We start from the raw sequence: 17,456 nt of genomic DNA, 5'->3' as shown, positions 1-17,456 counted from the left end.
CGTTACCCTTTCTTGAAGCCGACGAGGAAGCCACCGGAGAACCCGGCGGAGATAGAGAGCGTCGAGAGAATCGACGAAATCCAATCCGGTGGTGCACCAGTCGCAGCGTTCTCCGTCGCCTTGACGAGGCCACCGGTGAGTCGCTCCCAATCGACAGAGAGGATACCACGCGATTCGAGGAACTTGAAGACGGCGAGTTCGAGGCCGACGATGACGGCGATGAGCTTCGCCACCTTCTTGGCGGCGAATCCGATGATTCCACCGATGACGGCCCCACTACCGAACTCGAGGCCGAGTTGTTGTGGGTCGAGACTGAGTTGCAAGGGGTCCATACGGCGAACATCCTGCGCGTTCGTATAAGTCATTTGTGGGGGACAGTCACCGACGGCGAGACGTTCCACCTGTCGCTGGGCAATATACAAGACACAGAGTGTGTACTACTCTAGCATGGACGTGGAGGTGGCGGGTGACACGCTCGATGCACGAGCACCACCGAGCGGGGCTTAAGTGTCTCCGGCGGTTAGTACAGTCTGACACAGTGCAGGCAACGTACTACACAATCGAGGTGAAACGATGACCCGCGTCGTCGTCGCGAAGCGTGTCGACCGCGGAGACGCCGAACTCACCGAGATAACCGACCTCGCCCGAGCGGCGGGGTACGAAGTCGTCGGCAGCCTCTCGCAGACCCGCGAAGAGGACGCAGCCTACCACTTCGGTGAAGGGAAGGTAGACGAGCTAGCGGCGCTCGTCGCCCGCGAAGACGCACGAGCCGTCATCTTCGACAACCGACTGGGCCCGTACCAGACGTACAACATCGCCCAGAAACTCCCGACCGACGTCGAAGTTATCGACCGCTTCACGCTCATCCTCGAGATATTCGGACAGCGGGCCAACACCCGCAAAGCGCAGTTACAAGTCGAACTCGCGGAGTTACGCTACGAACTCCCGCGCGCCGAGGCGAAAGCGTCGCTGGCGAAACGCGACGAACGCCCCGGTTTCATGGGTCTCGGCGAGTACGACGAGAGTCGCGAACGCGACATCAAAGCGCAGATTTCGCGCATCAAGAACGAACTCGACTCCATCGCCGAGAAAGAAGAGACGCGGCGCGAACAGCGCCGCGAATCCGGGTTCGACCTCGTTGCACTCGCTGGCTATACGAACGCCGGGAAGTCCACGCTGATGCAGCGACTCGCGGCCGACCTCGAAGTCGGCCAGAACGACGACTTGCACCCGGACCTCGACCCGACTGCCGAGTCGCAGGACAAGTTGTTCACGACGCTCGGGACGACCACGCGGCGTGCCGAGACGGGCAAACACGACGTCCTTCTCACCGACACTGTCGGGTTCGTCTCCGACCTCCCACACTGGCTGGTCGAGTCGTTCAAGTCCACGCTCGACTCCGTCTATCGGGCAGACCTCGTGTTACTCGTCGTCGACGCCTCCGAACCAGTCGAGGAGATGCGCGAGAAACTCATCACGAGTCACGACACGCTCTACGAGCGCAACGAAGCGCCCATCGTCACCGTGTTCAACAAGGTGGACAAGGTAGGCGACGAGGAACTCGCGGAGAAGCGCGCCGCACTCTCGGCACTCGCGCCGAACCCAGTCGCGGTGTCGGGGCTCACCGGCGAGAACATCTCCGAGTTGACCGAGCGCGTCGAGCAAGAACTGCCCGCGTGGGAGCGCGAGCGACTCTTGCTCCCGATGACGGACGACACGATGAGTCTCGTCTCGTGGCTCTACGACCACACCCACGTCGAAACCGAGGAGTACGAGGGCGAACAGGTCCACCTCGAGTTCGAGGCCCGACCGGAAATCGTCGAGAAAGCACGGGCGAAGGCGGCGAAGTTGTCGGTGACGCCCGACTCGACCTAACTGAGATTCTCGCGGACGACGTCCAGTTTTCCTCTCGATACAACTGACGGACTACACCGACAGCGACAGCGACGCGTCCCGGTCGAGCACGCGGTAGCCCTGTGCTGTGAGCATCTCGGCACGGTAGCGTTCTGCCACGAACCACTGTGGGAGGCGTCGAAGTCCAAATTTGCGACTCGATTCCCAGTCGATATCTGCGAGTGTTCTGGACGCGCCCTCGTGAATCGAGACCGAATACGTTCCCCACGGATTCCCGTCCGCCGTCACGTCCAGTTCGAGGTCTGCACTCGAATCGCTCTCAGAGGCCGTGACCGACCGAACCGTCGTTTCCATCCGCACCGACCGGAGTCCAAACAGATACGAGAAGTCGTACACTGCTCCGTCTACCTCCGATTGGACGCTGTCAGCGACTCCCCACTGGAACGCCAGCAGTGGTGGGGTCGCACTCTCGAAGTCGGCGAGGACCGACCGTGGTTCTGCGGTGGACGCGAGTCGGGCAGTGCCACTGGTTCGAAAGAGTGGAATCCGAAGCAAAACGACGACGGCGAGCGCAACGAGGAGGCCGACGAGGAGTGGTGCAAAGAGAATCGCCGCGGCGACGACACCGACGGAGAGAAGGGCAACGGCACCGCTAATCGACCGTTCGAGTCGGTGATATCGACGTGCCACGGCAGTGGCTTCTGGGGGCGCATCACCGGCGGAGGCTGAAGAGGGCATACTGTTGGTCTACGAGACAATGGGCCGACACTTAGTGGTGGGTGACTTCCGCCACACAGGAGAAGTCGACAGCGCCTGTCGGTTATTCGAGGGTCTCTTTTTCTTTCGACACCACTTCGACGTCCGTAATCTTCGTTCCGGGATACTGGCCGTCGTCGTCTTTCTCTGCGGCTTTCACCATATCCCAGACCACGTTGAGACCGGTGGTCACGCCTTCGAGTGCTTCCATCTCGCACCCAGTCTTTCCGGTGGTTCCGACGGTGACGGTGAGTGTGACCGTCTCGTCTCCGACGTCGAACTCGGTGTCGACGTTCGTGATAGGAATCTGGTGGCACATCGGAATCGTCTCCCAGGTGTGTTTGACCGCCTGAACCGCGCCGATTCGCGCAGTCGCCAACACGTCACCTTTCCCGATTTGGTCGTCACGGATGGCGCGAATCGTCGATTCACTGAGGTGAATCGTTCCGCGCGCGATGGCCCGGCGCTGGGTGTCAGGCTTTGCTCCTACGTCCACCATCTGGACGTTCCCGCGCTCGTCTACGTGTGTCAGTTCGCGTTCGGTGCCGCTGTTCGATTCGGTGCTGTTCGTCTCGTCTCGTGGTGTGTCGTCAGTCATCTATCTCACTCCGAAGGCCCGCAGGCAGTCGTTCGAGGAGGTCCGTCGCGACGAGGCCGTTTCCGAACTCGCCGGCCGCAACGTCACCTGCTCGACCGTTTGCGTACGCGGCGACTGCCGCCGCGTCGAGTGGGGGGAGGACGCACGCGAGCGCACCGGTCGCACCAGCGAGGACGTCGCCGGTCCCACCGACGGTCATCCCAGGGTTGCCGGTTCGGTTGACTCGAACCTCGTCGCCGTCCGAAATCACGTCGTAGGCCCCTTTCACGAGGAGTGTGTGCCCGAGTTCCGCGGCGAACTCGCCGACGAGTTCGCGCCGCGTCTCCCAGTCGGTGTCCGTCTGCCCACCCATCTTCACTAACTCTCCTTGGTGCGGTGTACAAATCAGCGTCGCCTCGGTGTCCACGTCGGGGACGACCTGCAACGCGTCGGCGTCGACGACGGCAGTTCCGTCGTACGATTCGAGGAACTCACGAACCGCCTCCAGTGAGTCGTCGGCGTCGCCCAGACCGGGGCCGAAGACGACGACGTCGCGCTCTGCGGCGAGTTCGAGGAGGTCCGAGACGTGGCCGGGTTCGAGGTGGTCGCCGTCGAACCCGCTGACGATGAGGTTCTCCGAGTAGCCCTGTACTTCGCGTGCGACGTGGTCGGGGCAGGCGACACGAGCGAGGTCAGCACCGGCGCGGAGCGCGGCCTGTGCGGCCAGCGCGGGTGCACCAGTGTACGGACCGCCACCGACGACGAGGACGTCGCCGTGGTCGCCTTTGTGGCTCTGGGCGTGGCGGCGGAGCGCGAGCAAGTCACCGGGGCCGGTGAACGACTCGGCCGCTGCTGGAATCCCGATGTCGGCGACGGTGACCGCGGCGTCGAGTGCGTCGAGACCGGGTTTGTCGTCGTGGAAGGTGACGACGTGGTCCGCGTCGACGGCGACGCCAGCGGTCTCACCGGTGTCCGCGTCCACGCCAGAGGGGACATCCACGGCGAGGACTGTCGCCGACGAGTCGTTGATGGCGCGGGCGGCAGTCGCCTCGGGTTCCCGAAGTGCGCCAGTGACGCCGGTTCCGAGCATCGCATCGACGACGACGTCTGGGTCGCCGAGGTCGAACGCCGTCGAATCGATGACCGTCCGGTGTGGGATGTCGCAGGCGACGAGTGCGTCCCAGTTCTCGCGGGCGATGTCGGTCGAGATGGTCTCCGGGCGGCCAAGCAAGTGGACAGTCACGTCGTACTCGGTCAGGAACCGGGCGGCCACGAGCGCGTCGCCACCGTTGTTCCCGCGTCCGGCGACGATTGCGACCGACCCACCGGGTTCTGCGAGGTCACGACAGACGCGAGCGACGGCGTTTCCGGAAGACTCCATGAGTTGCTTCCGCGGGACGCCGAGTGACTCGGCGTTGACGTCCACCGCGGCCATACGTCGACTCGTAATCATGTGGAGTCGTTCGCCCGGCCCTGCGTTAACATGTGTGGTCGTGACCGACCGCTTCAGACTCGTGGTCGTGACCGACCGCTTCAGACTCGTGGTCGTGACCGACTCGCCTGACACTCCCGGTCGCTTCCGCAACGTTTGACTCTCGCCACCGGGAACGTGAGAGCAGTGACCCGTCGCCTCTTCGGTACTCTCTGCGGACTCGTCTTCCTCGTCAACTTCGGCCGCGTCGCCTTTCCCCCGCTCGTCGAGACCCTCCAGGTGCAGTTCGGCGTCGGCCCGGCGACTATCGGCGTCGTGACGAGTCTCGTCTGGTTGGGGACCGCACTCCCCCGTATTCCGGTTGGCTATCTCCTCACGCGCGTCCCCAGAGACCGAGTCGTCCTCGGCGCAGGGACGGTGCTCGTCGTCGCCGCGGCGTTCACCGCGAGCGCGACGTCGATTCTGACGCTCCAAATCGGTGCGTTCGGCCTCGGACTCGCCTCGGGTGCGTACTTCGTCTCCGCCGTCCCGTTGGTTGGCGAACTCTTCCCCGAACGCGTCGGCCGCATGGTCGGTATCCACGGGGCCGCCAGTCAGGTCGCCGCCGTCGTCGCTGCGCCCATCGTCGTCGTCATCCTCTCGTCGTTCTCGTGGCGCGAGACGTTCTGGGCGCTCTCGGTCGCTGCCGCCGTCGTCACCGTCCTCCTCTACGCCGTCTCCCGAGACGGGAGTACGGAGACCGGCACTGGGGCGGACCGTAACTTCTCGGCCGCACTCGGCCACTGGAAACTCATCCTCACGGGAATCCTCCTCATCGCACCTGCAGGGTTCATCTGGCAGGGCCTGTTCAACTTCCTCGTCTCGTACATGACGCAGGCGAAGGGGCTCTCCCCAGCGGCGGCGAGTACGATGCTCACCATCGTCTTCGCGGCGGGCGTCCCCGCCTTCTCGCTTTCGGGGCGACTCGCCGACAAGTTCCCGCACGTCCCCTACATCCTCGCACTCCTCGTCGCGTTCACGGCGTCGCTGTTTACCCTGACGTTCGTCCACGGCTTTCTCGCCGTCGCCGTCGTCGTCGCCGTCTTGGGCTACGTCATCCACAGTCTGTTTCCGGCACTGGATACGTTCATGCTCTCGTCGCTCCCGAGCGAGGCACGAGGAAGTTCGTACGCGGTCTTCAGCGGCGCGGCGCTCCTCTTGGAAGCCAACGGCAGCGGTGCTGTCGGGTTCCTGACCGAAGCGAACGTCGGATTCGAACTGGTCTTTCGGACGCTCTCGGTGAGTCTGCTCGTGGTCGTCGCGGTGCTCGCCGTCCTCTACGCCGTCGGGCGACTACCGGGGCTCTCGACTGGTGACGAAGCCACGGTCTAATCTCCCGAAACGGTTTACTTACTTCACTGATTTGTCCGTACCATGTCAGGGTTGCTTCCGTCAGAAGGAAACGTGGACACGGGTGGAGAGGCGTCTCCCCGCGTTCACTGGCTGGAAGACGAGGAGACGGAGCAACTCATCGCGTGTCTCTCCTGTGATACCGCCCGCGATATCCTCTCGTGCCTCCACGACTCGCCCGCGACGGCGACGGAACTCGCCGAGTTGGTCGACACGTCGATTCAGAACGTCCGACACCACCTCGGCAACCTCGTCGACGCAGACTTGGTCCGCATCGCCGGCACACGATACTCCGAGAAAGGACGCGAGATGAAGGTGTACGCGCCGACCGACGGGCCACTCGTCGTCTGCGTCGGCGGCGACGAACGCGACAGGGAAGGCGTCGCTGACGCGATTTCGTCGTTCCTCGAGTGAGTCGCACCGGGGTCTCGTCTGCGGCGCATCTGGACTCGTCTGCGATGCATCCAGTCTCGTCTGCAGCGCACCGGGTTCCATCTGCGGCGCATCCGGTTCCATCTGCGATGCAGCCAGTCCCGACCGTTCTGACGCACGTTTCTGTGGCGAACGTTCAAATACCAACACGCGGCCAGTCACCGACACCCCTATGGCCGTCGCAAGTGGACCACAGAGCGTGACCTGGCAGGAGGTGTTCGGACACCCGGAGGCGTATCCGGAACAAGCCGACGGAATCGAGACTGCGATAGAGACCGCCCGCGACGACGGATTCGCCGTCGTCGAAGGTGCGTGCGGGACTGGCAAGACGATGCTCGCGCTCACTGCCGGCATCGAACTCGTCCGCGACCCGGACTCCGACTACGAACGCGTGTTCGTGTTGACGAGCGTCAAGCAGCAACTTCGGCAGTTCGAAGCCGACCTCCGCACCATCAACGAGAACCTTCCCGACGAGTGGAATCCAATCTCCGGACTCACGCTCGTCGGCAAAGCCGACGTCTGTCCGTACAGCAGAGAGCGCTGCGGCGGCATCGACGAGTCGAGCGTCTACGACCGCTGTGAGGGCCTCCGGGACCGAACTCGTGGGCTCGTCGGCGACGGCGGGCGGACGAGCGCCGAAGCGCTGGCCAAAGACGCCCGCGAACAACAGACGGGCCTCCTCGACACTGGGGCGACGACCACCGGCCCGTCGTATCTCGAAACGGCGGACGAACCGACGCCCTACCCGAAGTCGATGCCGGAGTACGAAGACGTGGAGTACTGCCCCTTCTACGCCAACTTCCTCGCAGACCTGCCGGACGACGGCGACCCAATCGAGGCAGTTCCGTTCGACTTCTCTGACGAGGGTCTCATCACCCCCGAGGACCTCGTCTCGCTCGCCGCCGGTGCAGGGTCGTGTCCGCACTCCGTGATGGGAGCGTTGCTCCCTCACCTCGAAGTCGTCGTCGGCAACTACTACCACGCGTTCGACCCCACGACGGTCGGCACGTTCACCGGTGCACTCGTCGACGACTCGACGTTCGTCATCTGCGACGAAGCGCACATGCTCGAACCGCGCGTCCGTGACCTCGTCTCCGTCGGCGTCGGTGACCGCACCCTCCGCGACGCCGAAAGCGAGTTCACGCGCGTCATCCAACCAGTCGAGTTCGACGACGCCGGCAAATCTACCGAGGACGCCGACCTCGTCCGCGGTGAGTTACAGGAGGCGGACGTGACCCTCCGCGAACTCAAAGAGACGCGCGATTTCGTCCGTGACCTCCGCGAGGAACTCGACCGGCGCGTGACGGCACACCTCGACACCGAATACGTCGGTTGGCGGGCGGACCTGACCGAACTCACGGACGAGGAGATTCCGCTTCGCGACCCCGAAGAACCCACCGTCGACGAACTGACAGAGTGGGCCGAGTCGGCCGGATACGACGAGGGCACGTGGGTCCGCGCCGAAGCGACCGGGTCGGCCGTCGCCCGCATCCTCGACTCGGTCGAAGACGACGACAAACGTCGGGCCGCACCTGCGGCAGGCCGAGCGCTGGCGACGTGGGCCTACGCCGACCACGAGAAACACTTCCGCGAAATCGACCTCGAACGCACGTGGGACGAGATGGAACCACTCGAGTCGTGGCGGCGTGCCTACAACGCCCGCATCTCGGTTCACAACTGTGTCCCCGGCGAGGCAATCGCCGAGCGACTGGGTGACTTCGGCGGCGGCGTCCTGATGAGTGCGACGCTCGAACCGATCGACGTGTTCCGACGCGTCACCGGCCTCGACGCCCTCGCAGAGGAGGGGCGGCCAGTTGCCGAACGGACCTTCGGCCTCGGGTTCCCCGAGTCGAATCGCGCGAGTTTCGCCGTCGACGTCCCGAAGTTCACCCACAGCAACCGCGGCCAACCTGGCGAGGAAAACGAGACGCGCCTCGCCTACACCGACGCCGCCGCAGAGGTGTGCACCCGGTCGCCTGGGAACGTCCTCGTCGGGATGCCCAACTACGCCGAAGCCGAGTGGATGGCGAGCGTCCTCGAAGACCGCGTCGACAAACCGGTGCTCCTCGACGAGTCGTCTGGTGACGGTGCGACAGAAGACCTCAAGCGAGACTTCTTCGGCGGAACAGGGAAAGTGCTCGTCACGAGTCTGCGCGGCACACTCACCGAGGGCGTCGATTACAGCGGTGACAAACTCTCGGCCGCCGTCGTCTGTGGCGTCCCCCTCATCAACACGTCGTCGCCGCGGACGCGCGCGGTGAAGACGGCGTACGACAAGGAGTTCGGAGACGGATTCGAGACAGCCTTGACGGTACCAGCAGTCAGAAAGGCGCGACAGGCAATCGGGCGGGTCATCCGCGGCACCGACGAAGTCGGCGTTCGCGTCTTCGTGGACGCACGCTACGCGCGTGACTCGTGGAACGGCGTCCGCGAGTACTTCCCCGAACAGGAACGCGAGGAGTTCCGCCCCGTCAGTTCCGACATGCTCGGGTTCGGTCTCGACCAGTTCTGGTCGTCCGTGGAGTAACTCGGCGCTCGATTATCGTTCGTCGTCCCAGTCTGCGCGGCAATCGTCGTTACAGAAGTGTCGGTACTGAACGGCACCGTCGCCGTCCACCCACGTGACGACGTGATGCGTCGGTACGTTCACGATTGCCTCGCCACACGTTGCACACTGTGGCGCGTCGTCAGGGTCTACGTTCTCTCCCAAGTCAGACGTCGGGTCAACCATCGACACGCAGATGGCGCGTGAGGGCACTTCAAGTCGTCTCCGCCGGCAGATGTCGCCCGGTGACAGACTGTCGCTGATTCAGTGTCGACCACAGTCTTCAGCGACCACAGCCTCCGGCCACCACAGTCTCCGGCCACCACAGTCTTCAGCCATCGCCTGTGTCAATAATTACCACACTTAGTGAAGGTTATGTAATCACCGTCTCCTCTGTACACCTGACGGCGAATGTCCGAAGTGCCCGCGTCCCAGGATTCGGTTGCAGGGTCTGTTGACCGCCCAGGTACGGATTCGACTGGTGAGTGTCTCCTTCATAGCATCGTCGTAACGTACCGAGGGAGTTCCGACCAAGTCACCGTCTATCCGCGGCGTGACAGTTGCTGTGACCAGATGGAGGCGTGGTTGACCGCCGACGTCGAGGCCTTCGTCTCGCTCGACGAGATGCGATAGTCGTCCCGACCGGCGGTCACCACGCATCGCCATCTATGCTCGCTCACCCGGCGAATTCAGCGTCGGAGAGTGTCTTTTGTACCGCTTCTTCGCCGACTGCGGCCGCCAGTGCTTCGAAGCCAGCGCGCTCTGCTCTGTCACGGGCGTTGGCCACCAACCGCGAGACGATGAACTCGGGCGTGGACTTGCCGACGGTTCCGAACCGGGGTTGGTAATCGACCCGGAGGTCCAGTTCGTCGGTCAGTCCCTCTGCGAAGATGCCGTCGATACGCGCTTCTGGCGGTAACGGACTCAGTTCGTCCGCGAGGTGTGTGACGTAGACGCCGAACGCGTCGCGTTCGACAGTGAGATTCACCAACCCATTGAGCAAGTCGGCCGCGCGTCCGGGTTCCGTGATGGCTTCGAACTCGTCGACGAGCATGAGCGTCCGGCCGTCGTCCGAGAGCGGCGGCACGATGGATTTGAGCGTCGATTCGAGGACGCCCGCGTTGAAACTCGCGTGCCGACGGTGGAAGACGAGCGAGTCGAAGCGGCCGACGACTGCGGATTCAGCGGGGACCGGAAGTCCCATCGACGCGAGGATAGCGACCTGCGAGAGCGTCTCCAACAGCGTCGTCTTCCCACCGCTGTTCGCCCCAGTCAGGACCGCGACTCGGTCGCCAGACGGCGGAACCGGACCGGACGAACACGAGAGGTCGTGGTCGCCGACGGCGTAGGAGACGGGTTTCGGGTCGTCGAGAAAGAGGTTCCGCGCACCGCAGACCGAGAGCCCCGTCTCCGCGACGGTCGGTTTCGTGAGGTCGTATTCGACGGCGAACCGTGCGAGCGACAACGACAGCGCGACTTCGTCGACGGCTTCGACGGCGAGGTCAACGTCGTCGCGTGCGGCCCAGATTCGGTCACGAAGTTCCTCTGCGACCGTTGCCTCTCGTTTTTCGACGTCGGCTTCGAGTTCGGTCACGAGCGCGCGAAGTGACGTACTCACGAAGTCAGTCGCGTCGCGTGCGTCGTCTGCTGCGGCGGACTCGACTTCGCCGCGTGTGAGGTCAGTCTCGTGTGCGACGTACTCGACGAACGCAGCGCGGAAGTCGTCTAGCGAGCGGACGCCACGTTGCTGAATCGTCTCGAGGACGTCGAACGCACTGGATTCGAGTTCTTCGACCGTTTCGAGACGGGTGCGCATCCGGTCGAGTCGTTCGTCCGCACCGGGTTCGACCGACCCGTCTTGAGCGACGTAGCCGAGCGCCCCGAGTGCGTCTTCGAGCGCCGCTGGGTCTGCGTCGTCGAGTGCGTCGAACGTCTCGCCTCGGAGGCCAGCGTCGCGGAGTTCGAGTGCGGCACGGACTGCGGCCCGTTCGGTCTCGCCTGCCTCGTCGTAGGCATCGAAGGCCGCTTCGACCGCCTCGCGTGCCGCCGCAGAGAGTCTGTCCCACGCCTCGCTGGCGGCGAGGACGCGTTCGAGTCGGTCCCGGCGGTCGTCTACGGTCGGCAACGGCGTCAACACGCGGATTCGGTCTGCGGCGTGTTCCGTCAGTGCGCAGTCGCTGGCGAGCGTCAACAGGTCGTCGTAGACGTCGCGTGCGTCGCGGGTCGCGAGTGCCTCGATGCCGCTGTTGCCGTCGGCACGTCGAAGGATACGGACCGCGCGTCCTCGTGTGACGCCCGCGGCGACGAGCGCTCGCACGTCGGCCGACTCGATGGCGGCAACCGCGCCCTCCCTGCCGAGTGCCGACTCCAGTCGGGCCGACGTCTTCGGGCCGACCCCCCAGTAATCTTCGAGTCGCATACCGGGCCGTCTCACTGGTGTGTCTTATGTCCTCTCGTCACCCGGTGGCACCGCTCACGAATCGGGTAGCTCCCAGAGGGGCAAAATTAGTGAGAGCGAAGGCGTTGGTCGGTGTCTGTCGTTCCAACCTCGCCTCCCGGTCCGAGGAGGTGCTGGCCGGGAATCGTGCTGGTCTCGCGACCGAGGTCGCGGGCGGCACAGATGGCGAGTATCGTCGCGAGCGTCCTGACGGCGACTTCGTGGTCGTCGCGGCAGGACCGAAGTGCCATCGGGCCGATTTCGAGTTGGTGGTACGGTTCGAGGTCCTCGCGCGTCGCGATACCAGATTCGAGGAAGTCCCCGGCGATCTCCACCAGCAGTGTGTGCAAGTGAATTAGCTCGTTCTTTCTCATGTGTTGCACATATGTGTTTATCTGCCGTAAAGTGCGCGGTAAGTCATGTTTTCGGTCTTGTATCTGGCTCACCTAGAAATGAATGTAGTAGGTTCGGACATGAACGAAAGCCTGCTGGTTGGACGCTCTACCGACGGCTGTGGCTCGTCGGTCAGTTACGCAAAGGGAGTTGGGTTTGGGCAGGGACACGTTCCCGAGAGCGGAGTGAGGGGGGGTCGGGTTCGGTTCCGCTGTGCGGGAACGTGCGGGCACGACGAGTGACCTGGGTGGGGTCACTGTGGCCACCTACGTAGAAGGAAGCGTTCCTACTAATTCACCTCCCTATTCAGTTAGGGCCGGTGTCGACACACCGGGAAACGCCCAAGTCGATGGGGGTCTGACTCGAGGTACATGCACCCACAGCGGCGCACTGGTCGGGGGGCTCCCACGGATGACTGGTGACGCGCAGACGCCGGCCGACGAGTCGTCGGCCACCGACCGAGAACTCGAAGAGCGCCTCGCTATCCTCGCCACGTTCAACGAGGTCATCTCCGACGTTAGCGAGACCATCGTCGCTGCAACGGAACGTGCGGACGTCGAACAGCACGTCTGTGAACGCCTCGTCCAAACCGAGACGCTTCGGTTCGTCTGGATAGGGGTGGTCGAGGAGACGACAGGCGAGATTCGCCCCACTGCGTGGGCCGGCACCGAAGACGGCTATCTCGACGAAGGAGACGCGTCAGTCGCTGGGCCACACGCCGATGGCGACGGTCCGATTGGGCGCGCACTGCGGTCAGGAACGGTCCAGACGACACACAGCATCGCCGACGAAGCAGATTTCGGGGCGCTTCGAGACGCCGCACTCGAACGAGGATACCACTCAGCGGCGTCTGTCCCACTCGACTTCGGTGACGAACGATACGGCGTCCTCACGATGTACGCCGGACACGAAGGTGCGTTCACCGCCGAGTTGGTCGAACCTATCCAAAACCTCGGCCACACCGTCGCTCACGGCATCGACTCACACGTCAGACGCGAACGAGAGCGCGAACTCGAACGGCGAGAGGCGGCCTTCTCCCGAATCGTCGACGATATCGAAGAGTACGCCATCTTCCGTCTGGACGCCGACGGCCACGTCGAAAGTTGGAACCGTGGGGCCGAAGCCATCAAGGGGTACACGACTGGCGAAATCCTCGGCGAGCACGTTCGAACCTTCTACACGGACGAAGACCGGGAGCGCGGACTCCCCGAACGACTCCTCGAAGCGGCCCGACGCGATGGCCGTGCCGAAGACGAAGGGTGGCGCGTCCGCGCCGATGGGACGCAGTTCTGGGCCTCGGTCGCGATTACCGCGCTCGTCGACGACGGCGACGTCGTCGGGTTCGCGAAGGTGACTCGCGACATGACGGAGCGAAAACAGCGAGAACGCCAGTTGGACGCCGTCTTCAACAGTACGTTCCAGTACATGGGACTTCTCGACCCCGACGGGACAGTTCTCCGGGTCAACGACGCCGCACTGGAAGTCGCCGACGCCGGCCGAGACGCCGTCGTTGGACGTCCCGCTTGGGAGACACCGTGGTGGCGCGGCGACGACGAACGTGTCTCCGACCTGAAAGCGGCACTCTCGCGGGCCGCCAGCGGTGAGTTCGTCCAGTACGAAGTCGAAGTCGACACCGGACCCGACCGACCAGACGCGGTTATCGACTTCTCTCTCACGCCGGTTTTCGACGGCGACGACGTCGTCTTACTCGTCCCAGAAGGCCACGACATCACCGACCGGAAGGAACGCGAACGGCAACTGCGACGCGAGCGAGAGCGACTGGAGTTCGTCAATCGCGTCATCAGACACAATCTCCTGAACGGCCTCAACGTCGTCGGCGCGCGCGCCGACATCGTCGGCGACTTCGTCGGACCGGACGGTGAACCACACCTGGAGACGGTTCGAAACCGAGTCGACGAGATGACCGAACTCGTCGGCACGATGCGGACGTTCATGAAGGTCATCGTCGAGCGTGATTCCCACGAACTCTACGAACGGTCGATTCACGAGGCAATCGACGCCGGACTGTCCGCCGTCGACGTGGACGCGACGGGTGCAGCAGATGCGAATATCTCCATCGGTAGCGTTCCCCGAATCCCCGTGCTGGCGGACGAGTTGCTCGACGAAGTGGTCGAACAACTCCTGAAGAACGCGATTCAACACAACGACAATCCGACTCCCGAGGTTCACGTCGACGTCGCGGTCAGTGACGAGCGCGTCGAACTCCGCGTCTCGGACGACGGTCCGGGCATTCCTGACGAAGAGAAACAGTCACTGCTCGAACAGCGAATCGAAGACCTCTCGGACCCCGGAAATGGATTCGGTCTGTTCCTCGTCCGCGAAATCGTCGAGGGGTACGGAGGCGAGCTTCGAATCGAAGACAACGAACCGACCGGGGCGTCGTTCGTCGCGACGTTCCAGCGGGCGTGACACGGGAGCTGTCGTCGGTGCACCGAGTGTGAGACAGCCGCCAGATGCGTCGAGTTCACGCCAGTTCACACCTATCAGAGTGTCTTTCACGACGTTCCAACCAGAGTAAATTCCACCTTCCCCGATGGGCAGATATATATCTGTCCGATGATACAGTGTGTTCGATACGATGGTCACCAATAGCTCGGCAGACGGGCACCCGACTCACCGGGTTGCCGAGCAGACTGTCCTCGTGGTCGACGACGACGAGGACCTCGCTGACACCTGTAGATACTGGCTCGACGGTGAGCGGTTTACCGTCGAGACGGCCTATGGAGGCCAGGAGGCGTTGGACCGTCTCGACGAGAGCGTCGACGTGGTCCTGCTCGACCGGCGGATGCCGAGCGTCTCCGGCGACGACGTCCTCGACGAGATTCGCTCCCGCGGCATCGACTGCCGCGTGGCGATGATGACCGCCGTCGAACCAGACACGGATATCGTCGAGATGGCGTTCGATACGTACCTCGTGAAACCGGTCACCAAGACCGACGTCAAAGAGACCGTCGAGGAACTCCTCTTTCGGTCTGGATTCGACTCCGAAGTACGCGAGTACTTCGCCCTCGAATCGACGGAGAAAGCCCTCGAAAGCAGGGAAATCGACGAACTCCGCAAACCGGAAGCACTCGACGAACTGCGTCATCGACTCGAAGCGGTCAGAACCGAACACGAGGCGGCGATTCAGTACCGCGAGGAGCAACTCGAGCGCTTGAACCGCGTCAACGGACTCGTGCGAGAGATCGACCGCGCTCTCATCGACGCTCGAACGCGCGACGATATCGAACAGACAGTCTGTGACGCCGTCGCAGAGGCCCACGAAGCGGCCTTCGTTCTCCGTCGAACTGCTGCCGGTGTACTTCGGTGTACCGCACAGGCCGGCCTCGATTGCGAACCGTCCGAAGTCGACCACAGTTTCGTCGACAGCGTGTTCGACCCGAACGACCCCGACGACGCGTACGTCTTCGACGACCTCTCCGCCGAGCATCGAACTGCGGTGTTCGATGGAAACGCAGACGCCTTCGAGACCGTCTCGGGACTGTGCGTCCCGATTTCGTACCAAGGCACAGTGTACGGTGCGCTCACCGTCTACGACGAGACGGCGGCGTTCGACGAAGAGTCAGCGTCGCTGTTTGCTGACCTCGGAGCGACGGTCGGAAACGGCATCAACGCCGCCGAGAGTAAACGACTCCTCAACGGTGACAGCGTCGTCGAACTCGAATTCCGACTCGGAGCGGATTCGGACGCACTCGCGACGCTCACTGCAGACGCTGGTTGTGACCTCTCGCTCGACGGCGTGGCACAGGTAGACGACGGGGTGACCTGTTTCGTCACCGTCGGCGGTGCAACTGGAAGCGACGTGGTCGAGTCGGCCGTCACGTACGACCACATCTCCAAAGTGCGCGTCGTCACCGAGGGAACCGACGAATCGGTGTTAGAGGTACGCCTCGACGGCGCGTCGGTCCTCCTCACCGCCGTCGACCACGGAGCGAGTATCGAAGCGCTCGAACTCTCGAACGGGAGTGGAAGCCTCGCGGTCCACGTCGCTGCCGACGCCGACCACGGGGCACTCGTCGAAGCGATTTCGGGAGCGGCACCGAACGTCTCCGTCGTCGCCAAGCGGGAAGTCGAACAACCCGCGCAATCGACGGAGTCCTTCCGGACCGAACTCGACGGGAAGCTGACCGAGCGCCAGAAGGCCGTCTTGGAGACGTCGCTCGTCTCGGGCTACTTCGAGTGGCCACGCGGGAGCACTGCCGAAGAAGTGGCCGACTCACTCGGTATCTCTCCGCCGACGCTCCACGAACACCTCCGTGCCGCAGAGCGAAAGCTCATCGAGACGTATTTCGAGGAACTGAACGCTGTGCCGAGCGACGACTGAGAGACTGCGCTATTCGGCAGTCACTTCGTGAGCGTCGTCGGCGAAGCGAGCGACCGCATCGAAGATATCTGATTTCGTGACCGGTTTGGTGAGGACGTCGTCAGCGGGGAGTTCCGACAGTTCGTCACTCGGCGTCGCGGTCAACATGACGACTGCTGGTGTGTTGGGCTTCGAGTCGCGTCGCAACTCGTGGAGGACTGTCTCACCGGGGAGCCCTGGTAAGTTTTGGTCGAGAAAGACGACATCGACGTCCTCATCGAACGACTGGAGGGCCTCTCGCCCGGAGTACGCCACTCTGACCTCACAGCGCCGCTCGAGCCACAGCGCGAGGCTGTCAGCGAGTTCGACTTCGTCGTCGACGAGGAGGACGGTCGGCGTGTCGGTGGATGGGACGTGTGTCATCTATCGAATCAGGTGGAGGGCTGACGAGTCGTCTCTTGGCCGTGCGTCGGCGTAGATTCGACCGTGGTTGACGGGTCATTCACGCGTCGTTCATACGTTGAGCGCGCCGGTCGCCGCACCGAGAGCACTGTGTCACACGGTACGGTTCGCGTGAGAACTCTCGGTTCTCGCGCTTTCTGCTCTCGGTCTTGATCTCGATGGAGACCTGATGTGGGGTGCGGGAGTCGCACGTTGGACACTCTTCTACGAACTCGTTGTGGCGGGGACTGCTTTTACTCTTCGACATGTGGGGTCGCAAAAGAAACTAGGGGCTGGTCGGGGTTGAACGCAGAGCCTAATCAGTTAGGGCGACGAGGTGACGTACTGAACGTCGGGCCATCGTCGGGCGAAACCGCTCACTCGGCAGTGAGAATTTTGTCGTCGTACTTGTCGCGGAACTCTTGGATGAGCGTGCCCATCTGGGCGTACCAGTCGTTGAGCATCCGCTGCATGTCGTCTGCGACTTCGTTGGGGTCGGTGGGCAGATAGACGTGGTAGTAGCCACCGTGTTCGTAGTTGACCTGTTCTTTCTGAATGAGCCCTGCTTGGAGTAGCCGCTGGATGGAACGGTACGCAGTCGAGCGCTCGCGTTCGACGGCCTCAGCAACTTCGTCAACGGTCATGGGGTCCTCAGTTTCGACGAGGACCTCGAAGCACCGTCGGTCGAGCTGCTTGAGTCCGTGGAGACACTCGAGGAGTCCCTCGCACTGCATGTCGGATTGCAGGTATTCGACCATCGAGGTAGCCATTATCGTAAGCGGGTACGTAGTCAGCACTCAAAAGGGTTTGTATGCTTCGTACAACACCGAACCGAAAAAACGAGAACAGAGGGCTGTGTTCGAGGGGCGATTCTGG

Annotated in this window: 17 protein-coding genes; 7 read left to right on the top strand and 10 right to left on the bottom strand. The window is 63.2% G+C overall.

The genetic code is table 11. The features are described from left to right. Positions 1-2: 2 nt before the first annotated feature. Positions 3-332 (bottom strand): FUN14 domain-containing protein, encoded by a 330-nt coding sequence (locus GJR99_RS02390; RefSeq protein ID WP_151109079.1) that lies wholly within the window; start codon positions 330-332, stop codon positions 3-5. 241 nt (positions 333-573) lie between these two features. Between GJR99_RS02390 and hflX the strand changes: the two genes are divergently transcribed. Beyond that, positions 574-1,875, top strand: a complete 1,302-nt coding sequence (hflX, locus tag GJR99_RS02385; RefSeq protein ID WP_151109078.1) for a GTPase HflX — start codon at positions 574-576, stop codon at positions 1,873-1,875. Positions 1,876-1,926: 51 nt separating this feature from the next. Here hflX and GJR99_RS02380 read toward each other — a convergent pair whose 3' ends face one another. The 3 genes from GJR99_RS02380 to GJR99_RS02370 all read right to left on the bottom strand — a co-directional run bounded on the left by GJR99_RS02380 (position 1,927) and on the right by GJR99_RS02370 (position 4,640). Then, positions 1,927-2,592, bottom strand: coding sequence for a hypothetical protein (locus GJR99_RS02380; protein ID WP_151109077.1), 666 nt, complete (start codon positions 2,590-2,592; stop codon positions 1,927-1,929). Between the two features lie 82 nt (positions 2,593-2,674). After that, complete coding sequence (moaC, locus tag GJR99_RS02375; RefSeq protein ID WP_151109076.1) at positions 2,675-3,208, bottom strand: cyclic pyranopterin monophosphate synthase MoaC; 534 nt, start codon at positions 3,206-3,208, stop codon at positions 2,675-2,677. After that, positions 3,201-4,640, bottom strand: coding sequence for an NAD(P)H-hydrate dehydratase (locus tag GJR99_RS02370; RefSeq protein ID WP_255518293.1), 1,440 nt, complete (start codon positions 4,638-4,640; stop codon positions 3,201-3,203). Before GJR99_RS02370 ends, moaC begins: the two co-directional genes overlap by 8 nt. Positions 4,641-4,805: 165 nt before the next feature. Here GJR99_RS02370 and GJR99_RS02365 point away from each other — a divergent pair, with 165 nt between their 5' ends. From GJR99_RS02365 to GJR99_RS02355, 3 genes are all read left to right on the top strand, one after another. After that, positions 4,806-5,990: an MFS transporter gene (locus GJR99_RS02365; protein WP_151109074.1), complete on the top strand. Its 1,185-nt coding sequence runs from the start codon at positions 4,806-4,808 to the stop codon at positions 5,988-5,990. Positions 5,991-6,032: 42 nt separating this feature from the next. Beyond that, complete coding sequence (locus GJR99_RS02360; protein ID WP_151109073.1) at positions 6,033-6,422, top strand: ArsR/SmtB family transcription factor; 390 nt, start codon at positions 6,033-6,035, stop codon at positions 6,420-6,422. 190 nt (positions 6,423-6,612) lie between these two features. Next, positions 6,613-8,967 (top strand): ATP-dependent DNA helicase, encoded by a 2,355-nt coding sequence (locus tag GJR99_RS02355; protein WP_151109072.1) that lies wholly within the window; start codon positions 6,613-6,615, stop codon positions 8,965-8,967. Positions 8,968-8,979: 12 nt separating this feature from the next. Here the strand turns inward: GJR99_RS02355 and GJR99_RS02350 are convergent, their stop codons facing one another. After that, positions 8,980-9,171 (bottom strand): DUF7576 family protein, encoded by a 192-nt coding sequence (locus GJR99_RS02350; RefSeq protein ID WP_151109071.1) that lies wholly within the window; start codon positions 9,169-9,171, stop codon positions 8,980-8,982. A 225-nt stretch (positions 9,172-9,396) separates the two neighbouring features. Here GJR99_RS02350 and GJR99_RS02345 point away from each other — a divergent pair, with 225 nt between their 5' ends. Beyond that, on the top strand, positions 9,397-9,618 hold the full coding sequence (locus GJR99_RS02345) for a DUF7511 domain-containing protein (protein WP_151109070.1): 222 nt from the start codon (positions 9,397-9,399) through the stop codon (positions 9,616-9,618). Positions 9,619-9,661: 43 nt separating this feature from the next. Here GJR99_RS02345 and GJR99_RS02340 read toward each other — a convergent pair whose 3' ends face one another. Beyond that, positions 9,662-11,404 (bottom strand): DNA mismatch repair protein, encoded by a 1,743-nt coding sequence (locus tag GJR99_RS02340; RefSeq protein WP_151109069.1) that lies wholly within the window; start codon positions 11,402-11,404, stop codon positions 9,662-9,664. Positions 11,405-11,490: 86 nt separating this feature from the next. Beyond that, positions 11,491-11,796: a UPF0058 family protein gene (locus GJR99_RS02335; protein ID WP_151109068.1), complete on the bottom strand. Its 306-nt coding sequence runs from the start codon at positions 11,794-11,796 to the stop codon at positions 11,491-11,493. A 430-nt stretch (positions 11,797-12,226) separates the two neighbouring features. Here GJR99_RS02335 and GJR99_RS02330 point away from each other — a divergent pair, with 430 nt between their 5' ends. Together GJR99_RS02330 and GJR99_RS02325 are read left to right on the top strand one after the other, a co-directional pair. Further along, the gene (locus tag GJR99_RS02330) at positions 12,227-14,245 is read left to right on the top strand and encodes a sensor histidine kinase (RefSeq protein ID WP_151109067.1); all 2,019 of its coding nucleotides are present in this window, start codon (positions 12,227-12,229) and stop codon (positions 14,243-14,245) included. 169 nt (positions 14,246-14,414) lie between these two features. Beyond that, positions 14,415-16,160, top strand: a complete 1,746-nt coding sequence (locus GJR99_RS02325; RefSeq protein WP_151109066.1) for a bacterio-opsin activator domain-containing protein — start codon at positions 14,415-14,417, stop codon at positions 16,158-16,160. 9 nt (positions 16,161-16,169) lie between these two features. Here GJR99_RS02325 and GJR99_RS02320 read toward each other — a convergent pair whose 3' ends face one another. From GJR99_RS02320 to GJR99_RS02310, 3 genes are all read right to left on the bottom strand, one after another. After that, positions 16,170-16,562, bottom strand: coding sequence for a response regulator (locus GJR99_RS02320; protein WP_151109065.1), 393 nt, complete (start codon positions 16,560-16,562; stop codon positions 16,170-16,172). A gap of 79 nt (positions 16,563-16,641) precedes the next feature. Then, positions 16,642-16,848, bottom strand: coding sequence for a DUF7835 family putative zinc beta-ribbon protein (locus tag GJR99_RS17785; protein ID WP_151109064.1), 207 nt, complete (start codon positions 16,846-16,848; stop codon positions 16,642-16,644). Between the two features lie 109 nt (positions 16,849-16,957). Continuing rightward, entirely contained in the window at positions 16,958-17,338 is a 381-nt protein-coding gene (locus GJR99_RS02310; RefSeq protein ID WP_151113806.1) for a helix-turn-helix domain-containing protein, read from the bottom strand. Positions 17,339-17,456: the final 118 nt, after the last annotated feature.

It is taken from the genome of Haloferax marinum (assembly GCF_009674625.1).
GTDB lineage: Archaea > Halobacteriota > Halobacteria > Halobacteriales > Haloferacaceae > Haloferax > Haloferax marinum.
This window is presented reverse-complemented; position numbering and strand designations above follow the sequence as displayed.